The sequence below is a fragment of the Staphylococcus sp. GDY8P196P genome, assembly GCF_017891705.1.
In the GTDB taxonomy this organism is placed as follows: Bacteria; Bacillota; Bacilli; order Staphylococcales; family Staphylococcaceae; genus Staphylococcus; species Staphylococcus ureilyticus.
On record NZ_JAESJS010000003.1, the window covers coordinates 1 to 16201 of the forward strand.

The following is a 16201-nucleotide window of genomic DNA, read 5'->3' on the forward strand; positions in this document are numbered from 1 at the left end:
CCCCCCGCTACCCCCCCCCACCCACGTCCCGGAGAAGAACCAGGTACATGAGAAGAACCAGGTACAGGAGAAGAACCAGGTTCGGGAGCAGAACCAGGTTCAGGAGAAGAACCAGGTACGGGAGAAGAACCAGGTACAGGAGAAGAACCAGGTACGGGAGAAAATCCAAGTACAGAAGGAAACTCAAATACTCAAGAACCGAAATCAGGAGAAAGTTCAGATATAAGCCAACCATCTAAACGCGATCATATTTCAGAGTTAGAACAAAATCAAACTTCAAAAATAGTAAATGATCGTTCCGATAACTCTAGAAAAATTAATGATAATAGATCTGAATTACCTGAAACAGGAAAAGATGAAATTAATAAAGGTACTTTATTTGGTTCATTATTTGCAGGTTTGGGTGCGTTATTACTAGTTTTCAAACGTCGTAGAAAAAATGAAGAAGATAAATAATTAATAAATTATAAAAATAGTATTAAATAAAGAAACCTGAGACATGTGCAGTCTCAGGTTTTTTTACTATCTAATTATTGTTTAAATAAAACTGATTATAAATTGAGTTTGATTAATTAAAAATTGTTTATTAATTGTACGTAATGTGTATATAGTAATTACAGGTTATTAAATAATAAAACGGGGTTATTATATGTATATTATTATTCAATATAGCAGAGGTAACACACTATTTTACTTGCGTAATAGAAATCAAGAACCAATCAATTCAAAAGTAGTAGCAATTTCTAAAACCAAATATAATGAAGGATTGTTACAACACATCTATAGGATACTTTCTCAAACGAATCATAGTGTTAAAGAAATAGACTTTGTAGTAATAGAAATGAATGACATAGAATCAATAAAAATAAATGCAGTTTGTGAAGTGAGTAGGTATTTAGAAGCGCAGCTAAATAAAAATATCATTGTAACTAATAGTATAGAAACTTTTAATTACAATGAATATTTGAAAAAATATAAAACGACATGAGTAAGAATATAAATGCAATAAAGTGACACTTTATATAAACATATTTGATAAATTGATTGAATTTCACCTGCATTGAACAAGTACATATAGTGTTTGATGAACGTAAGCCATTTCGCTCACAATGTCAGTTAGATTGTCATATATTACGATAAAATAAATTCATAATAATTTTCACCAAGGATATTTCTGGCTGTGTAAACTGAAGGACTCAAATTTTGTTCAACGAAATTTGGTACTTCGCCTTGCGCAATATCATACATAATTTCAATTTCTTTAGAAAATAAACGATGTTGTTTTTTTAAATATAATTCTAAATCTGGCAATGGTTTTGAAACGGTTTTTCCATTATTGTTAAGTTTTTTAAGTGTATCTATATAAACATTTAAATCTCTAGCACCTACAATTTTGGTACCTTGGTTATCATGATTTACTATGACAACTGTAGGGAAACCTCTGACACCTAATTCTCGTACTAAGTTAAAATCGTTTGAAAGTAGTTGCTGGCCTTGCGTACTATTTGCTAAATCAAAAATAGTTTCAATATTTATTGTTTTATTGTTTTTATATAAAGTTTGTACAATTGATTTAAGTATTTTGTTATCAGAAATATTTTGGTTAAAGACGAAAACAGCTTCCCTCACTAATCTAATAAATTCAATAGCAGAAGTCGGGGAATCTAATTGCTGAATCGCTTTATACAATCGAGATGCTGGGTATGAAGATTGCACAGGATCTAATTCCATAACTGTACCATCGATAGGCATGCGTGAATATTGACCTACTTCTTGCCAATGTGGTGTCACATCAGCTGGTTTATAAATGCCATTAGCAGGATCAATAGGACCATCCCCCCAAGCTTCTAAAAGACCACCCATAATCATTTGAAAATTAAACAAATGACCGTACTGAACTAACAGTTTATTTAAAATTGGTTCGAAAGCCCAACAATGTGAACACATAGGATCAGTTATATAATATAAAGTTAAATTAGGACTTTGGTTGTTCAAGTTTATGTTTTCTACTTCATTTTCTTCACTCGGTTTGCAAACACCCGAATACATATCACATACCATATTTTTTTCCATAATTGTACCTCCGTAGTTTAATTAAATTGATATACTCTTATGATAAGTAGTAATATGAATAATAAGTACCAACAAATTGTAGAAAATGTTGAATATTCAACATCCAGAATTAAATGTTGGGAGAAAATGAGGGAGTCGAATGGTACAATCAAAATCAGACTTGCGCGTCATTAAAACGAGAAAATCTATCATGCAAGCTTTTATCAAATTGTCTGGTGTTAAAGATTTTAAAAGTATAACTGTAAAAGATATTACACAAGAGGCACTTATCAATAGAGCTACGTTTTATTATCATTTCAGTGATATCTATGATTTGTTAGAAAAAGCGCTTGCTGAGGAACTATTAATTAATTTAAATTATGAATATTTTGAATATAAACCATTGAGTGAAAATACAATTATCGACATCTTTAAAGTAGTGGCAGAGTTTCAATTGTCTTTAAATAGAAGATGTCATAGGAGTTATCCTGAGACAATAGACCATATTGTTCAAGAACATATTGCAAATGTATTGTATAAATTGTTGAATGATATTGACTTTGAAGAAGATAGTACACGACAATTGGCTGCAAACATGATAAGTGCAAGTATCTATAAAGCAGCTGAAACATGGTACCAAAAGGATAGTGAGATGTTACCTGAAAATTATATTAAACGCATTACGCCTTATATGATTTCTGGTTTGCTAGCGTATGACTAAGATAAAAATGAAAAGGGGTCGTTAAAATGAGTATTATTATCATTATATTGCAAATAATTTTGGGGATATTTTTTATCATGACAGGATCAAAAATTCTATCTGGTGCAATGAAACAAGATTTTGCGCGTCTTGGTTACCCACCTATTTTTAATCAAATTACAGGAATTTTTGAATTTGTAGGTGGTCTGGGGATGTTGATAGGTGTGTTGTATAATGTAATTGCTTTATTATCAAGTATATTACTAGGTGCAACGATGTTTGTTGGTGCAATTTCATTGATTTTCTTAGGCAAGGATCCAGTTAAAAAAGCGATTCCAGCTATTGTACTTTTTTTATTGAACTTTATAGTATTCATTTATTATATTTAAAGTATTTTCTGACTTTAATTGTCCCCGTACAAACGATAGATTGAATTGTTTGTACGGGGATAATTATGTGTAGATTATGCTAAACCTTGAATGCTTAAAACAATTTCTGCTACAAGGGCAGAACCTACGTATGTACTGAGCAATATTACAGTTCCTACGACAATTGTTTTCCAACCTAACTTAGCAAAATCGGCCCACGAATTTCCTATAGAAACACCTGCATATGCAACCACTGGTGTAGCTAATGACAATAGATCTACTTTTTCAGTCCATTCAACAATGTGTGATGATCCAGGGATGCCTGGTATTGTAATGATGAGTCCGATTATACCAATATAAGCAATACTAGGTATATTTAAAGGAACAATATCACGTAAGATTAAACCGATTAATGCAATGCCCATTAATGTAAGAATGCCTGGTAAAGCTTCTATTGGCATAACACTGTAACCAATCCAATTACTAAAAAGTGAAATAATGCCTACCACACATAATGTGAGTATCCAGTTTGTAACTTTTGAATTCATACTCATTGCTCCTTATCTTTTGTGAATTTTGATTTAATATGCATAATAAAGCTGTAATATTTTCGAGTTAATGGCAAAGCAATTAATATACCCACATAAAGCCCTGTGACAGATGTAAGTAAATTACTCACACCAGAGAATGCTGTAATTGTACTAGCTTGGTCAGGATACATTTCAACTAAGGGACCTAGTGCAGCAGCAGTCATCACACCACTTCCTACACCTGTCGCCATTGCAAATGCTAATGGGCTAAAAGGTAAAATAGAGATTAGTATGCCGGAGAAAATGCTAAAAAATATTGCCCCAAATATCGTTCCAAATATATACATGGACATGACTCCTCGCCATTCAGGAGAGGTAATACCATATTTTTCAGTAATAAGTGCTAAATTTGGTTCTCTACCTATTGAATGTGTCATGCCTATAGATTCTCTACGTAAACCTAAAAGTATAGCTAGCGGTAATGAAATAATAATAGTAGCTAAATTTCCGGCTTCTTGAAGTATTAAAGCGGGTCCAGCTGCAATAATTTTAGGAAGGGCAGGTCCAGCCTCTACCCCGAATTTTGCTATGAGTAATGCTACAGAAATAAAGACCATTGGTTCAGAGTGCTTAGCTTGTCTTTTACCTATAATAGGTGTGAAATATACTCCCAAACCAAGTAATACTGCGTAAACTACTGGTAACAATAGGATTGAAGTTATACCTAATGGAATTTTATGTGCGCCAATCACTTCAGAAATGATCATAATGATTAGGACAATGCCATGTAATCTCCAATCTTTCCAAAGTATATTTTGTTGTTGCATAACAATCCCCCTAATAAAAATCTGAAAATTCAAAATAATAATAATGCCTATTCTATACTTACTATTTCAAAATTAAAAGGGGTTGAAGATAATATTATTGATTGCTAATGAAAAAGTATTTGTAAATATCATGAAAAGTGTATAATGTAATTAATTTGTTGAAAGGTGTGTAAAGTATGAAAGAAGCGTATAAGCAACTTGTTTTAGGTATGTTGTGTTTGTTTATTGTTATGGCAATTGGACGTTTTGCATATACGCCCATCATGCCTTTTATGCAGCTTAATACCAGTATGGACAATCCGAGTGCTGGTATGTTGGCTACATATAATTATTTAGGGTATCTTATTGGCGCAATAATTCCAATTTGGATTATTGTATTTAATAAGGTAGTCGATCTTAAAATATATTTAATGATTAATATTATTTCAACACTATTCATGGGTATTTTTGATAGTTATATCTTATGGGCTATTTTTAGATTTGTTTCTGGTGTGTCTAGTGGTACTGTTTTTGTATTAGCATCAAATGTTGCGTTAGAAGCATTAAAAATGGTTCGAATAGAACGTATATCAGGTCTGCTTTATAGTGGTGTAGGTTTAGGTATTTTTTCAAGTAGTATCTTTATTTTTTTATTTACTTCAGTGAATACATGGAAAACGACTTGGGTTTTGCTCGGTATTTTTTCATTAATCATGGCTATTTTTATTATATTTGGTATGCGTGAAAATGATCGTACTGATCACGAAAGCCATAAAACAAACGAAAGTCAATCTAATGTATCAAGTAAGTTGAAGAAAAAATTTATTTGGGGATTTTCCATTGCATATTTTTGCGAAGGTGCTGGATATATTATTACGGGCACATTTTTGGTTGCCATTGTTAAATCGATACCCTCGTTATCAGACTATGCAGCATTAAGTTGGATGTTTGTTGGGTTAGGCGCGATACCATCGACCATTCTTTGGTCTATGTTGGCTGATATGTTAGGCCATGGTAAGGCGACCTATTTAGCTTTTATTTTACAAATAATAAGTGTTACTTTGCCAATACTATCAGAAAGTATGTTGAGTTTGATTCTAAGTTCATTATTATTTGGTTCAACGTTTTTAGGGCTTACTACATTATTTATGTCCAAAGCACAAGCTTTAATGTATCAAAATAATAGTAAGCTGAACTTAGTTGCGATATTGACTGTTATATACAGTTTGGGGCAAATGATTGCACCTGCATTGTCAGGATTATTAATTGGAAGCGCAGGGAACTTCAATGCAGCCTTGATTTTTGCTGCTGCTATTTTATGTGTAGGGTTATTTAGTAGTATGTATAGTTACCGGACTAGGTATTAAATGAATATTTTCTTATAACTTTGATAATTTTGTTAAAAAGTGAAGAAAAATCATGAGATAGATCGCCTTCTGCATGTATAACTTGAACTGCTTTCGAAAATATTTAAGGTGACAATAGATTTATTTCGAATGCGTAACTATTCGATTATTTAGGTAATAAGTTTTTAGATAAGCTGTTTTCGAGTTGCTTTTGGAAGTTTATAATCTTTTTGTATAAGTCCAATTTTTGTGGTAATATCGTCATGGATAAAAATTCGAGATAATAATAGATAAGAAGGTTAAAATATATATGAAAGAAAATTTTTGGCGTGAATTACCGCGTCCATTTTTTGTTTTGGCGCCTATGGAAGATGTAACAGATGTAGTCTTTCGTCATGTAGTCAGCGAAGCGGGAAGACCTGATGTCTTTTTCACTGAGTTTACAAATACGGAAAGTTTTTGCCATCCTGAAGGCGTACATAGCGTACGTGGCCGTTTAACTTTTACAGAAGATGAACAACCCATCGTTGCACATATTTGGGGTGATAAACCTGAACATTTTCGTGAAATGAGTATTGGCATGGCAGAGATGGGATTTAAAGGCATTGATTTGAATATGGGGTGTCCAGTTGCGAATGTTGCAACAAAAGGTAAGGGTTCAGGACTAATATTACGTCCTGAAACTGCAGCTGAAATTATTCAAGCATCTAAAGCAGGAGGGTTACCTGTAAGTGTTAAAACACGTTTGGGTTATTCTGAAATTGATGAATGGAGAAAGTGGTTGAAACATGTTTTTCAACAAGATATTGCGAATTTATCAATTCACCTGCGTACACGTAGAGAGATGAGTAAAGTAGACGCCCATTGGGAATTAATCGGTGAAATTAAAAAACTACGTGATGAAATTGCACCAAATACATTATTGACGATAAATGGTGATATTCCAGATAGAAAAACTGGGCTTGAACTGGCAGAAAAGTATGGTATCGATGGTATCATGATTGGACGTGGGATTTTCCATAATCCTTATGCTTTTGAAAAAGAACCAAGAGAACATACGAGTGCAGAACTTTTAGACTTGTTGAGACTTCATCTTGATTTGTTCGACAAATATTCACAAGAAGAAACACGCTTATTTAAACCGTTGCGCAGATTCTTTAAAATATATGTGCGTGGCATCAGAGGTGCAAGTGAGTTAAGACATCAACTGATGAGTACAAATACGACTGATGAAGCACGTGAATTACTAGATGAATTTGAAGCAAATATGGAAACAACAATACAATAGTAAAAATTTGAATATATAAATAGGCTTGGAAATCTTAATATTTTAGATTTTCAAGCCTATTTTTGCTTAATGGTAAGAGCAATAACGAATGCTATGACCATAAAACTAGTAATCATTAAAACTACGCCAGGCCATTGAATATAGTTATAAAACACACCGGCTAAAGTACCACCTACAGAAGAACCCATATAATAAAATAATAAGTATAGGCTAGAGGCCTGTGCTTTATGGTCTTCTGCACGACTGGTAACTACTGCACTTGCAATTGCATGCCCACTAAAAAAAGCATAAACACTAAAGGCTAAGCCAATAATTTTAAATGTTAGCGGTGGCAATAAAGTGATGTTAATACCGAAAATTAACAATAAAACACTGAATTTCAAGGCATTTAAAGTACCTAATTTCATACGTAATTTTGCGTTTAGTATTGAGGAAATCATACCTATTAAAAATAATAAGTAAATAAAACTAATGATACTATCATGTAAATTATATGGTTTTTCTGATAACACGAAACCAATATAGTTAAATGCTGCGATGTTACACCCAAGTAGCAGAAAGCCAATCATAAATGGTTTGAGCAATCTGATATTTGTTAGATGCTTATAATAACTCATTAATAATGTTTTTACAGAAAAACGCTGTTTTTCAAAATGTTTAGATGACGGTAATAAAAATGTAAATAAAATGGCTGCAATAAGACTGATTATACCTATAGAAATTAGGCCAGTTTGATATCCATATATACTTGAAATAAAACCGGTGAATATTCTTCCAAAGGCACCGCCAAAAGCATTTCCACTAATATAAATGCCCATCGCCTCAGGTAAATTTTGTGATGAAATTTCTTCACCAATATAAGCCATTGCGATTGATGGTAAACCAGCTAGACATATGCCTTGGATTAATCGCACAATTAAAAAAGTATTGAAATCTGTTAAAAATGGTTGTATTAAGGCGAGTAAGGATACAGAAAGAACAGAAAAAATCATTATAGGTTTACGACCTAACACTTCGGATAGTGCCCCGAAAAATAGCATAGCAATCGCTAAGGTAATGGTTGCTGCTGATAAAGCTAAACTTGAAACAGTTTCACTAATATTAAATGACTTTGTGAAATGTGGAATCAAAGGTTGAACACTATATAAGATAGAAAAGATAGTAAAACCGGAAATGAAAAGTGCAATAATGATTTTTAAATAGTCTTTCGAACCTTTTGTCACATAATGTTTTTTTAAATTATTCAATGTCATGCCCCGCTTATTAGTTGATATTTTTATGGTAGCATGTAATTAATAATATAAAAAATATATTATTTATACTTGAATTTTTTGTTAAAAACATAAAGTACATTTTTATGACATATCACTTAATAGAACACTTACAGCTTTGTAACAATTTGAACAGAGATTTGAATAAATCATATAAAAAGAAAAATTTTAATATGACTGTAGGACTAATTATTTATGAAATTTCGTTTCTAAGATAATTATTTCTACAGTCATTTTTGTAACAAAAATAGGTTTTTCTAAGATAGCACATTAATAAAATTTTAAATTAACATAAATTTCAAAAAAATTATTGATTTTAACTAAATATGTTATAAGATTATGTAGTATGGTTTAAAATAATTTTAAAGTTGAACAAAATTCAAATTAACTGTAAATGTAAAATGAGGAAGTGGTAAAATGAAAAAACTATTGTTTTTGGCTGTTTTAATCATATGTATCTTAGCTGGTTGTAATACGGAAGGTAAGGAAACAAAATCTGACAGAAAAGAAGATAATAAGTCAAAAGCTACGAATACTATGAAGAATTTTAAAATTGGACAAGTAGTGGACGCTGATGGTGTAGATGTGAAATTAGCAAAAGTAGAATATGTAAATAATTATGATGAATATAGTGAACCTGAAAATGGCAGAGTTATAAAAGTATATTTGAAATTTAAAAATAATAATGAAGATCAAGTATTAGTTGATTCGACTGATTTTAGCATGAAAGTGAACGGTGAAAATTATCAAGAATGGTACGGGGAGAGTGAAGGAGACTCAGGGTTTTCACATCAATTGAACAAAGGAAATACTGGATCAGGTATGATTACTTATGACGTTCCTGAAAATGATACATATACTTTAGAAATGGATGCTACGCCAAATTTTGAAAATATTAAAGCAAAATGGAACATAAAGAAAGAAGATATTAAAGAAGCGAGTAATCAACAAACTAGTAATTCTGTATCAGCAAGTAATGATAATGAAAGTACAAGTGAAACAGCGGATGCTGAAAAAACTGATACCGAAAAAGAAGATGATGAAAGCGATGAAATAACATATCCAGCAGAAATGTATAACACATTAGTTGATGAATATAATGAACTCACGGATGGTGAAAAAATGGACCATGTTGATCATGAGGTATTAGAGATAGAATATGATCAATTAGAAGCACGTGTTGATGAATTATACAATAAAAAGATGGAAGAAGAAGATCAAGCATTTGAAGAAGAAATGAAAAAGCAAGATGAAGCATACGAAAAGGAAATGGATGAGATAGATAAAGAATATGAAGAAGAAATGGATGAAATAGATAAAGAGTATGAAGAAGATATGAAACAAAGCGAAGAAGATGAAACTGCTGAAGATGAAGCAGCGTAGTAAAAAGAAAAGGAGTAATTTATATGAATGAGTATATTGGAAAAAAACAAACAAATAGAGTAGCAGAAATGATTTTAGGAATATTAGGAAGTATATTTGGTATTATAGGTGGCTTATTCGCTATAATGGTCGACGGTATTGGCAAAGAATTTGGAGCAACAGATAGTGGCAGTATAACTGGATTAGGCGTAGCGGTTATAATAACTTGTATAATAACACTGGTTCTTAGTTGTATTATAAACAAAAAAAGAGTCTTAATAGGAATATTATTAATCATAGGTGGTATTTTAAATATAATTTTTATAAGCTTTTTTGGTATTTTATCAGGTATATTAATATTAGTAGCCGGTATATTAGCATTAATAAGAAAGTAATACAGTAGACAAAAAATAGTATTAAACCATCCGAGACATAGATAATGATGTCTCGGTTTTTTTGTATCAAGCTAATGTTAATTAGATAATTATTAGCATTGTATATAAATGTACTTAAAAATGTATTTATTCGATTGTTAACTTTGTAATAGAATAAGGAAAGCTTTTTAGAAAATGAAATACCATAACACGCTATTTTTTTTGAAATTTTGAAGGTACAATCGTAATACATATTAGGAATTTTCAAAAAATTTACGTTACATCACAAATAAATTACTAACAAATTAAAAAACAGTTTCTGCTATTCTTTTTATACAGTTTCTCTGATACTATTATGTATGTAAAAATTTTGGGAGGACTTATTAATTATGAAAAAAATGGTTACAGCAACAATTGCTACATTATCTTTAGGTGCAATTGGTATCGCACAAGGTGAAGCACACGCTTCAGAAAATAATCAATCTAATACACAGTACACAAGCAATCAGTCTTATAGTGATATTTTTAATTATGGATATATTGATCAAGATGATAATGGGAACTATCATCACACATTAGATGGAAATTGGGATCAATCTATGTTTGATCAACAACAATATTATTTCTATTTAATAGACGATGAGGGGAATTATCATTACTATTATTTCCCAATGAATAATCAAAGTGCTAATAACACTTCAAACGTAGATAATGTAAATGTCTCAGATGATAATAACTACACTGATGACCAAAGTCATGAAGAAGTACAATCAGAAGGTTATGACATCAACCAAACATCAGAAAACGATGATGTTGATAATAGTGCAACAACGAACCATGGCACTGAATCTGGACAAACAGCACAAAGTAATTCTAATAATGTAAATCATACACAAAATAACGCATCAACAAATAACAATTATGAAACAAGTTACACACAAAATAATGGTACGAATAATGTGCAACAAAACACTACATCAAGTAATGATTCAACACCACAACAACAAGCTGCACCACAACAAAAAGCTACACAATCAGAAGTAGCATCAAACAGTAGTAATAATAGTACACATTCATCAAATTGGTTAACTAAAAATCGTCAATTACAACCTTATGGTAGTTACCATGGCGGTGGTGCACACTATGGCGTTGACTACGCAATGGATGAAAACACACCAGTTTATTCATTAGCAGATGGTACAGTAATTCAAAGTGGTTGGAGTAACTATGGTGGTGGTAACCAAGTTACAATCCAAGAGAAAAACAGTGATAACTATCAATGGTATATGCATATGAATTCTTTAAATGTTAAATCTGGCCAAGAAGTTAAAGAAGGACAACAAATTGGTTTATCAGGAAGTACAGGAAATTCTACTGCACCTCATTTACATTTCCAACGTATGTCAGGTGGCGTGGGGAACGGATATTCTGTTGATCCAACTTCATATGTAAATTCAAAATCATAATATATGACACCTATTGGTCGCCTTTGAACTCCTATTAAGGATACAGAAGGCGACTTTTTTGTTTGATTTTCGACTATAAAATGTTTTTTCTGATAATAGCTTAGATAATTTGAATTATGGTTCATGACATATCATAATTACACTAAAATGACATTGAAGGGGAAGATGATATGTTTACAGTTTATGCTCATAGAGGATTATCAAGTAAAGCACCTGAAAATACAATGGCAGCATTTGAAGCAGCTGCGCATGTGCCTGGATTAAAATGGATTGAGCTTGATGTTGCAATAACAAAAGATGAACAACTCGTCATTATTCATGATGATTTTTTAGATAGAACAACAGATATGATTGGCGAAATTACACAATTGAATTATGATGAAATCAAACAAGCATCTGCTGGCAATTGGTTTAATGCTAAATATGCAGAGGAAAAACTGCCGACTTTTGATGAGGTGGTTGCATTAGCTAATAAATATAAAATGAATTTAAATATTGAATTAAAAGGTGTAACAGGTAAAGATGGTAGTGTGTTATCAGAAAGTATGATTAAACAAGTTGCTGAAAAATTAAACACATTAAATTCAAATTTAGATATTTTATTATCTAGTTTTAATATTGTTTTATTGAAATTAGCACAGCAGCTAATGCCACAATATAAGCGAGCAGTTCTTTTTAAAGCAGCAGCATTTACAGGTGATTGGAGAACACTTTTAGACTATTGTGAATCAACGATTGTCAATATTGAAGATGCAAAACTGTCTCAAGCACGCGTGCGTTCAATTAAAAATGCTGGTTACGAATTAAATGTATGGACGGTGAATAGTAAAGTGAGGGCAAATCAATTGTCCAATTGGGGCGTAGACGGCGTGTTTACAGATAAAGCTGATGAGTTAGTCCATTTAAATAGTGGGTTTATTGCTGATTAAATTAATATAATTATCATATATAAAACGGTGCTGCAAAACTTTTTGAAGTTGATTAGCTCCGTTTTTAATTTAGATGTAACAGAAGTTTCGTTTAAGCAAGCGCTATGTCGTACATTATTTTTATAATCAACAATTGTTAAAAAAATAATATAAATATAAAACCTCCTTTGCTTTAATTATACGATGCGAGTGTCAGATATTATAGTCTATATTTTCCAATAGATATTGCATATAATAATTGAACAGCTTACTGATTATGAGGGGGACTTAAGCGATGAACAGTGAAACAGCTCAATTTGGACAAAACTTATATTTACATGGTACAAAAGCTAAATTAGAGATAGGTGATTTACTGCATCCATTATATAAATCGAATTATCAAGATCGAATTATGAACCATATATATTTCACAGGTACATTAGAAGCCGCAAAATGGGGAGCTGAACTTGCAGTTGCTTTATCTAAGGATAGGGCAGAAGAGCATATTTATGTTGTTGAACCATTGGGAGAATTTGAAGACGATCCGAACGTCACAGATAAAAAATTACCTGGCAATCCAACGCTTTCTTATCGCTCTACTGAACCACTAAAAATTGTCGCGGAATTAAGCGTATGGGAAAGACATTCGGATGACGATATTAACCAAATGCTCAAGGGTTTAAAGCAGTTGAGGGACAAAGGATTAGATATTATTGAAGATTAATATATCGATATGAATGTCACATTCAAATATGTGCATATATTGAATTAATACAAAAATAAAGGCACAGAAGATTAGGCAAGATGATAAAAAGGTAACGAAATAATAATCTTATTTTACACATAAATAGTTTAAGCATAGTATAGTAATGATATAACTAAATATTGTAAAAGGATTAAAATTATGTTTTATAAATTGATTAAAGTATTACCAACGGCTATTTGTGGATTAGCATTAGGTATCGCTTCGCTTAGTAATTTACTGTTTAATATGTCTTGGTATGGTTTAGCAGTGTTATTTTTTATATTGAGTTGCATCATTTTAGTATTATTTATTAAAAAGTGTATATTGTATCCTCATACAGTATATAATGAATTGAGTGATCGTCATATCTGCGCTACCTTCCCAACGTTTCCAATGGCTTTAATGACAATCATTTACATCATAAAGCATCACTTGAATGTCAATCTTGGTTTACTATTATGGTTATGGTGGTTAACGATTATCATCCAATTTATCATTATTGCAGGTTTTATTTACTATCATCTAATATTACATAACAAAGGTACTGTTTTGCCGAATACGAGTTGGTTTGTAACATTTGTAGGGATAGGTGTAATAGCTGAAACTGCAAAAGAATTTAATCCAGTCCTAGGTGAATTCACGGTATATATAGCAACCTTTTGTTTTATAATACTAATAGCGATTATTTTAATCAAAAAAACTTGGCGCTTATATAATGAAAATCAATTTCCAATGTCAATCATTATAGCGGCTCCTGCAGCACTTTGTCTTAATGGGTTTTTAATCAGTGCAAAATCGAATGACATCATTATAATGGTAAGTGGTTTTATAATATCCCAACTACTTTTTATGGTCTCATTAATGTTTATTCCTAAGTTAGTGGCTATAAATTTTAAATTTTCATTTGCCGCTTTAACATTTCCGTGGGTAACAACAGCGACTGCTTATTTTAATTTTATGATTCATGTGCGTTTTCCGAGCTTATTACAAAATTTATTACAATTCATGTTGATATGTGAAATTATATTTGCGTTATTAGCTGTTGTGTATGTCATTTTGGGTTATATTGTTTTTTTGAGAAAAAGAATCAACAATAATGTGTTTTAAGGTAAAGGAGTGGTTGTAATGATTTATCATTTTAATGAAGTTGTTAATAGAAAGCAGACGCGATCAGTTAAATGGGATACGATGGAGGATGTGTATCATATTGATGATGCTTCAGATGTACTGCCAATGTGGATTGCGGATATGGATTTTAAAGCGCCACAACCAGTGATTGAAGCGTTACAGAAATGTGTCGATCACGGTGTGTTTGGCTATTCTTATTTAGATGAAGACTGCAAAAAAGCGATTCAATCTTGGTTTCATAAACGTCATGATTGGCATATTGAGAAAGATTGGATTCTTGCGCATTCAGGTGTAGTTCCTGCGATAGCATCAATTATTGAAACATTTACGACTCCAAAAGATAGTGTTTTAATCACGCCTCCGGTTTATCCACCTTTTTCCAATTTGCCTTCAGGTATGAATCGACAATTAATAACGTGTGCTTTGATAGAAGATGAGAGAAATTACTCAATCGACTTTGAAGACTTTGAAGAAAAGTTAAAGCAAGGCGTAAAAATGTTTATCTTATGTAACCCACATAATCCAGGCGGCATTGTTTGGTCTAAAGACACTTTGGAAAAAGTGATTGAATTATGTGTGAAATATGATGTGTTAATACTATCAGATGAAATTCATGCTGATTTGGTATTTTCTGATTATCAACATATCCCGCTTGATAAATTAGCATCTGAAAAAGAAGCACAAAAAATCATTACGTGCACTGCACCTACAAAAACATTTAATCTAGCAGGTATTCATGCTGCTTTGATTATTTCACCCAATAAAGATATTAGACAAGCATTAGAGTCAAATTTTGCGGCACATGGTTTAGGCGTTAACCGTATTAGTCCATTTGGTGCAGCTGCACTAGAATCTGCCTATACTCACGGGGAAGATTGGCTTGATGAACTCATAGATATTGTGTCTTCAAATATGGATTATGCTATTTCAGAAATTACTAAAGCCATCCCACAAATAAAAATTAAAAAGCCTCAAGCAACCTATTTGTTATGGATTGACTATAGAGAAACGGGTTTAACTGAAGAAGAAATGATGAGAAAGTTACTAGAACAAGGCAAAGTTGCGCTTGAACCTGGTACAAAGTATGGTGAAGAAGGCAGAGGCTTTTTAAGAATGAATGTAGCTTGTGCGCCTCAAACTGCCAAAGATGGTGTTCAACGTTTTATTAAAGCTTTGAGTTAAAGGTTCCCCAAAAATTTTAAAAGGACAGTGACTTATGGAAATAAAAAATAATGACTATGAAAATTTGCTATTTTACTTCGCATATAAAACATTTATTACGACAGCGGATGAAATCATTAAAGATTATGGTTTGAATCGTCAACACCATAGATTTTTATTTTTTATTGAAAAAGTCCCTGGCATCTCGATTAAAGATTTATTGAAAAAGTTAGAAATTTCTAAGCAAGGTAGCCATGCAACTTTAAAAAAACTAAGAGATGAAGCATTCATTGTAGAAAAACAGGCACCAGAAGATAAGCGTATTAAAACGTTATATCCAACAGAAAAAGGCCGCAACTTAGTGCGTAAATTAAATAAAGCACAAAATGATATGTTTAAAGAAATTCAAGAAAAAGTTGGCAATGATTGGTATGCGATTATGGAAGAATTTGCTTCATATAGAGAAGGATTCCAATCAGTAAAATATTTGAAAGATGAGAAGAATAATTTTTAAAGTATGTGTATGTCAATAGAATAGCAAAATTGTACCTACTTAATACAATCGTTTATATCAGAGGCTTGTTTTCTAGATGTTAGAAAAAGCCTCTTTGTTTGGTTATGTAAATAAGTCAATAAACTTGACCTAATTTATTTAACAAGTTATATTTAATGTGTAATGAAAACGAAACACATTAA

The 16201-nt window shown here is 31.7% G+C and carries 19 protein-coding genes; 15 read left to right on the forward strand and 4 right to left on the reverse strand.

Annotation, left to right across the window (positions count from 1 at the left end; genetic code table 11):
• The 3 genes from KA814_RS00070 to KA814_RS00080 all read left to right on the forward strand — a co-directional run.
• Nucleotides 1-226, forward strand: a 226-nt coding sequence (locus tag KA814_RS00070; protein ID WP_481906345.1) for a hypothetical protein, incomplete at its 5' end; no start/stop codon positions are given.
• Between the two features lie 89 nt (nucleotides 227-315).
• Complete coding sequence (locus KA814_RS13810; protein WP_075100117.1) at nucleotides 316-456, forward strand: LPXTG cell wall anchor domain-containing protein; 141 nt, start codon at nucleotides 316-318, stop codon at nucleotides 454-456.
• A 193-nt stretch (nucleotides 457-649) separates the two neighbouring features.
• On the forward strand, nucleotides 650-988 hold the full coding sequence (locus KA814_RS00080) for a hypothetical protein (RefSeq protein ID WP_064209131.1): 339 nt from the start codon (nucleotides 650-652) through the stop codon (nucleotides 986-988).
• A gap of 143 nt (nucleotides 989-1131) precedes the next feature.
• Here the strand turns inward: KA814_RS00080 and KA814_RS00085 are convergent, their stop codons facing one another.
• Nucleotides 1132-2073: a DsbA family protein gene (locus KA814_RS00085; protein ID WP_064209132.1), complete on the reverse strand. Its 942-nt coding sequence runs from the start codon at nucleotides 2071-2073 to the stop codon at nucleotides 1132-1134.
• A gap of 139 nt (nucleotides 2074-2212) precedes the next feature.
• Between KA814_RS00085 and KA814_RS00090 the strand changes: the two genes are divergently transcribed.
• Complete coding sequence (locus tag KA814_RS00090) at nucleotides 2213-2773, forward strand: TetR family transcriptional regulator (protein WP_064209133.1); 561 nt, start codon at nucleotides 2213-2215, stop codon at nucleotides 2771-2773.
• A 26-nt stretch (nucleotides 2774-2799) separates the two neighbouring features.
• Complete coding sequence (locus KA814_RS00095) at nucleotides 2800-3141, forward strand: DoxX family protein (protein ID WP_046206579.1); 342 nt, start codon at nucleotides 2800-2802, stop codon at nucleotides 3139-3141.
• 74 nt (nucleotides 3142-3215) lie between these two features.
• On the opposite strand, the gene KA814_RS00100 is transcribed toward KA814_RS00095, so the two are convergent.
• On the reverse strand, nucleotides 3216-3668 hold the full coding sequence (locus KA814_RS00100; RefSeq protein WP_064209134.1) for a hypothetical protein: 453 nt from the start codon (nucleotides 3666-3668) through the stop codon (nucleotides 3216-3218).
• 2 nt (nucleotides 3669-3670) lie between these two features.
• Nucleotides 3671-4477, reverse strand: coding sequence for a DUF3100 domain-containing protein (locus tag KA814_RS00105; RefSeq protein ID WP_064209135.1), 807 nt, complete (start codon nucleotides 4475-4477; stop codon nucleotides 3671-3673).
• 176 nt (nucleotides 4478-4653) lie between these two features.
• Between KA814_RS00105 and KA814_RS00110 the strand changes: the two genes are divergently transcribed.
• Both KA814_RS00110 and KA814_RS00115 read left to right on the forward strand, forming a co-directional pair.
• Entirely contained in the window at nucleotides 4654-5823 is a 1170-nt protein-coding gene (locus tag KA814_RS00110; RefSeq protein WP_064209136.1) for a YbfB/YjiJ family MFS transporter, read from the forward strand.
• Nucleotides 5824-6112: 289 nt separating this feature from the next.
• Nucleotides 6113-7090 (forward strand): tRNA dihydrouridine synthase, encoded by a 978-nt coding sequence (locus KA814_RS00115; RefSeq protein WP_046206583.1) that lies wholly within the window; start codon nucleotides 6113-6115, stop codon nucleotides 7088-7090.
• A gap of 56 nt (nucleotides 7091-7146) precedes the next feature.
• Here the strand turns inward: KA814_RS00115 and KA814_RS00120 are convergent, their stop codons facing one another.
• Nucleotides 7147-8337, reverse strand: coding sequence for an MFS transporter (locus KA814_RS00120; protein ID WP_064209137.1), 1191 nt, complete (start codon nucleotides 8335-8337; stop codon nucleotides 7147-7149).
• Between the two features lie 441 nt (nucleotides 8338-8778).
• On the opposite strand from KA814_RS00120, the gene KA814_RS00125 reads away from it, so the two are divergent.
• The 8 genes from KA814_RS00125 (at nucleotide 8779) to KA814_RS00160 (ending at nucleotide 16019) form a co-directional block, all read left to right on the forward strand.
• Nucleotides 8779-9744: a DUF4352 domain-containing protein gene (locus KA814_RS00125; protein ID WP_052722077.1), complete on the forward strand. Its 966-nt coding sequence runs from the start codon at nucleotides 8779-8781 to the stop codon at nucleotides 9742-9744.
• Nucleotides 9745-9767: 23 nt separating this feature from the next.
• Complete coding sequence (locus KA814_RS00130; RefSeq protein WP_046206585.1) at nucleotides 9768-10118, forward strand: DUF4064 domain-containing protein; 351 nt, start codon at nucleotides 9768-9770, stop codon at nucleotides 10116-10118.
• A gap of 368 nt (nucleotides 10119-10486) precedes the next feature.
• Nucleotides 10487-11563 carry a M23 family metallopeptidase gene (locus KA814_RS00135; protein ID WP_064209138.1) on the forward strand — a complete coding sequence of 359 codons (1077 nt, stop codon included), beginning with the start codon at nucleotides 10487-10489 and terminating at the stop codon, nucleotides 11561-11563.
• A 170-nt stretch (nucleotides 11564-11733) separates the two neighbouring features.
• Nucleotides 11734-12492: a glycerophosphoryl diester phosphodiesterase gene (locus tag KA814_RS00140; RefSeq protein WP_064209139.1), complete on the forward strand. Its 759-nt coding sequence runs from the start codon at nucleotides 11734-11736 to the stop codon at nucleotides 12490-12492.
• 274 nt (nucleotides 12493-12766) lie between these two features.
• Nucleotides 12767-13195 carry an NAD(+)--rifampin ADP-ribosyltransferase gene (gene arr / locus KA814_RS00145; RefSeq protein WP_064209140.1) on the forward strand — a complete coding sequence of 143 codons (429 nt, stop codon included), beginning with the start codon at nucleotides 12767-12769 and terminating at the stop codon, nucleotides 13193-13195.
• Nucleotides 13196-13375: 180 nt separating this feature from the next.
• Nucleotides 13376-14323 carry an SLAC1 family transporter gene (locus KA814_RS00150; RefSeq protein WP_064209141.1) on the forward strand — a complete coding sequence of 316 codons (948 nt, stop codon included), beginning with the start codon at nucleotides 13376-13378 and terminating at the stop codon, nucleotides 14321-14323.
• A gap of 18 nt (nucleotides 14324-14341) precedes the next feature.
• Entirely contained in the window at nucleotides 14342-15526 is a 1185-nt protein-coding gene (locus tag KA814_RS00155; protein ID WP_064209142.1) for a MalY/PatB family protein, read from the forward strand.
• Between the two features lie 34 nt (nucleotides 15527-15560).
• Nucleotides 15561-16019 (forward strand): MarR family winged helix-turn-helix transcriptional regulator, encoded by a 459-nt coding sequence (locus tag KA814_RS00160; RefSeq protein WP_064209143.1) that lies wholly within the window; start codon nucleotides 15561-15563, stop codon nucleotides 16017-16019.
• Nucleotides 16020-16201: the final 182 nt, after the last annotated feature.

Excerpts from the sequence above, each read along its gene's own strand:
- KA814_RS00110 (WP_064209136.1), top strand. The coding sequence starts at position 4,654 with ATGAAAGAAGCGTATAAGCAACTTGTTTTAGGTATGTTGTGTTTGTTT.
- KA814_RS00105 (WP_064209135.1), bottom strand. The coding sequence starts at position 4,477 with ATGCAACAACAAAATATACTTTGGAAAGATTGGAGATTACATGGCATT.
- KA814_RS00135 (WP_064209138.1), top strand. The coding sequence starts at position 10,487 with ATGAAAAAAATGGTTACAGCAACAATTGCTACATTATCTTTAGGTGCA.
- KA814_RS00150 (WP_064209141.1), top strand. The coding sequence starts at position 13,376 with ATGTTTTATAAATTGATTAAAGTATTACCAACGGCTATTTGTGGATTA.
- KA814_RS00160 (WP_064209143.1), top strand. The coding sequence starts at position 15,561 with ATGGAAATAAAAAATAATGACTATGAAAATTTGCTATTTTACTTCGCA.
- KA814_RS00080 (WP_064209131.1), top strand. The coding sequence starts at position 650 with ATGTATATTATTATTCAATATAGCAGAGGTAACACACTATTTTACTTG.
- KA814_RS00125 (WP_052722077.1), top strand. The coding sequence starts at position 8,779 with ATGAAAAAACTATTGTTTTTGGCTGTTTTAATCATATGTATCTTAGCT.
- KA814_RS00095 (WP_046206579.1), top strand. The coding sequence starts at position 2,800 with ATGAGTATTATTATCATTATATTGCAAATAATTTTGGGGATATTTTTT.
- KA814_RS00115 (WP_046206583.1), top strand. The coding sequence starts at position 6,113 with ATGAAAGAAAATTTTTGGCGTGAATTACCGCGTCCATTTTTTGTTTTG.
- KA814_RS00155 (WP_064209142.1), top strand. The coding sequence starts at position 14,342 with ATGATTTATCATTTTAATGAAGTTGTTAATAGAAAGCAGACGCGATCA.
- KA814_RS00130 (WP_046206585.1), top strand. The coding sequence starts at position 9,768 with ATGAATGAGTATATTGGAAAAAAACAAACAAATAGAGTAGCAGAAATG.
- arr (WP_064209140.1), top strand. The coding sequence starts at position 12,767 with ATGAACAGTGAAACAGCTCAATTTGGACAAAACTTATATTTACATGGT.
- KA814_RS00090 (WP_064209133.1), top strand. The coding sequence starts at position 2,213 with ATGGTACAATCAAAATCAGACTTGCGCGTCATTAAAACGAGAAAATCT.
- KA814_RS00140 (WP_064209139.1), top strand. The coding sequence starts at position 11,734 with ATGTTTACAGTTTATGCTCATAGAGGATTATCAAGTAAAGCACCTGAA.
- KA814_RS00100 (WP_064209134.1), bottom strand. The coding sequence starts at position 3,668 with ATGAATTCAAAAGTTACAAACTGGATACTCACATTATGTGTGGTAGGC.
- KA814_RS00085 (WP_064209132.1), bottom strand. The coding sequence starts at position 2,073 with ATGGAAAAAAATATGGTATGTGATATGTATTCGGGTGTTTGCAAACCG.